Source organism: Streptomyces sp. RP5T, from assembly GCF_003933965.1.
Lineage (GTDB): Bacteria > Actinomycetota > Actinomycetes > Streptomycetales > Streptomycetaceae > Streptomyces.
On sequence record NZ_RSAJ01000860.1, the window covers coordinates 1 to 2,632 of the forward strand.

Annotated in this window: 1 protein-coding gene; it reads left to right on the plus strand. The window is 72.1% G+C overall.

Going from position 1 to position 2,632, the window contains the following annotated elements; all coding sequences use genetic code 11:
- Positions 1 to 203 precede the first annotated feature (203 nt).
- A complete protein-coding gene (locus EHS43_RS42120; RefSeq protein WP_125195755.1) occupies positions 204 to 1,673 on the plus strand; it encodes a hypothetical protein in 1,470 nt (489 codons plus the stop codon).
- Positions 1,674 to 2,632: the final 959 nt, after the last annotated feature.

The window sequence follows — 2,632 nt, forward strand, 5'->3', positions numbered from 1 at the left end:
CCCGTGAGGATGGCCCCCGCTGCCCGCACCTGAGGCCGCAGCCTGCGGCTGCGCCTGCAGGCTGCGGCCGGCAAGGCAGCCCGCGAGCGGCGGACTCCATTGGTGGCGGACTGGTGACGGCGCTCCTACAGTTGAGAGTGGATTCGTCCTCCGCGCGGTTCCGCAGCCCCAGGAACGCCGCCTCGCTCCGAGGAGGCCCATCCATGACCGTGACACGGCGTCCGCCGCCTTCCTCCCCGGGCCGTTCCCTCACCGCCCGGCCGGAACTGGATGTGGTGGTGCGCGCCGTCACACTCCAGGACGCACCCGCCAGGATCCGTTACCGCGTGAGCGTGGGCGAGCTGACTTTCACCTGCGCCATCTCCTACGACTCGATTCCGGCGTGGTCCGACGTGTTCGGCGCCCTCCCGGCACGGGAGAACGCTCCGCGACTGGTCAGCGCGCTGATCGCCTGGGATGCCATGCGGTTTCTCGCACTGGGCGGCGAGCGTCTGGTGCTGCCCCCCGGACTGCCCTGCGACGCCGTGGTCGGCGCGGCCTGGCGCCGGTGCTTTCTCAGCCAGTTCGGTGAGTGGCGCTACCGCAACGGCATCCGCTACCGCCGCGGCGCGCCGGAACTGCTCTCGCCCACCCGCACCTCCGCCGCGCGGAGGAGCGGCGCAGGAGGAGGCAGCGCGCGCACCGCCGGCCGCGCCCTGCTGACCAACGGGGGAGGCAAGGACACCTTGGCCGGGATGCTGATCCTCGACAGGAGCGGCATCGAGTACGACGTGTACGAGGGGTACCTGCCGGTCGGCGGCGACCACGCACTGCAGCGTCGTCTGCTGGACGGACTGAGGATCGGTGCCGCGGCGCGGCCCGCAGCGGTGGTCCGCGTCCACGTCCGCGACGACTTCTACAGCCGGCCGCCCTCCCGGTTCGCCGACGCCGGTGTGCAAGTGCGGCACTTCGGGACGGACTTCGCAGTCGGGCACACCGCCAACTACGTCGGATACATGCCCATCGTGCTGTACGGGGGATACGAGCGCGTCTGGTTCAACATCGAGCGGTCCGCCGACGACCCGCACGTGAGGTGGGACGGCGAGGAGATAAGCCATCAGTGGTGCAAGAGCGCGGAGTACCGGTCGCTCTCGTCACGGCTGTTCGCGGAACTCACCGGCTGCGACTGGTTCAGGGGGTTCGACTCCACACTCGGCGGTCTCTACGACCACACGATCTACCGGATGGTCGCCACCCGACCGGACCTCCTGCGCCGGACGCACTCCTGCAACTACGGCAAGCCCTGGTGCGGCCGGTGCCCCAAGTGCTGCTTCTGCTACCTCATGACGACCGCCTTCCTGGGCGAGGACTACGCTCGCGCACTGCTGGGCGTGAGGGAGAGCCTGTTCACCGACCCCCGCAACCTCCCGGTGTGGGAGTCCCTCATGGACGCCTCCCAGGTGGCGTGGGAGTGCGTGCCGTCCCACCTGGAGGTCGTGACCGCGGTGGACCAGTGCCTGGCACGGGGCGTCGACCATCCGGTGCTGCGCCGGTACGCCCCGGAGCGCGCCACCGCAGCCCGGCTCCGCGCGCGCTTCGAGAACGTCGACTGGGCGCTGGTGCCCGCGCCGATCGCGCAGGCCGTACGGGATCTGGCGCGCGGTGACCTCAGGGCCCGTCGTCCTCCCGCCTGACCGGCAGGGCGACGGCGCCATCCGGCGCTGCTCGCCGAGTCGGACGGCGACAGCATGGCCGCGGACGAGGCCTCGGCCCAGACGGCTCGCACCGGCGATCGGGAGGCGTGAACCGCGCGGGCTGAAGCCCGCGAGGAGATCGGTGACGACGTCGGCGCCGAGCACGCAGCTGCGGAGGCGGCACGCGCGGGTGACCTGGACGCCGGGATCACGCTGGCGCGAGCCCGGGAGAACGCCGGGGACAGCGGCGGCGCAGAGCTCGCCGCCAACTTGCCAGCCGAGCGAGGTGCCCCCGATACCTGGCCCGCGCTGTCCCGGATACGGGGACGCGCCGGGGACCGGGAGGGATCCCGTCGCGCGGTGCTGCGGGCGGCTGACCTGGGCGCCTCCGACGCCTGGACTGCATTGGGCCGTGTACGCGAGCAACTCGGCGACACCGCGCAGCCGAGCGCGCCTACGTCCGCGGCTGTGAAGCCGGTGACGCGGAGGTGTGCACTGCGCTCGGCGCCCTGTACCTGGACCAGGGACGGACACCCGAGGCACGCGTCGCGTACCGGTGGGCCGTGGACGCGGGGGTTCCCCGACGCCTGGGACGGCCTGCTGTCGGCGGTGGCGGCCCAGCCGCGCCGCGCAAACTCGGCGCAGACGGTGGCTCGGCTGCGCACGACGGGACTTTCGCCCTAGAGGTGAGAGTCGAGCTGATCCACGTCAGCCATGGTCGCCAGTGCCGAACTCACCGGGAGGCCATCACAAACCACACGGCCGGGCCGTCTCAGGCAGTGTCCGCCCCGCTCAGCAGGATGGCGCGTGCGGCCGGATGCGCGTACACCTTTCGCGCATTTGCCTTTGCGGGCTCCGCGCACCGTGGTCGTGGTCGCCTGCATCGGGTAGGCCGGCGCGCCCGCGCCAGCCCCGGGCTTGGTCATCGGAGTTCGCCGATCGGGGTGAGGGTGAGGGGG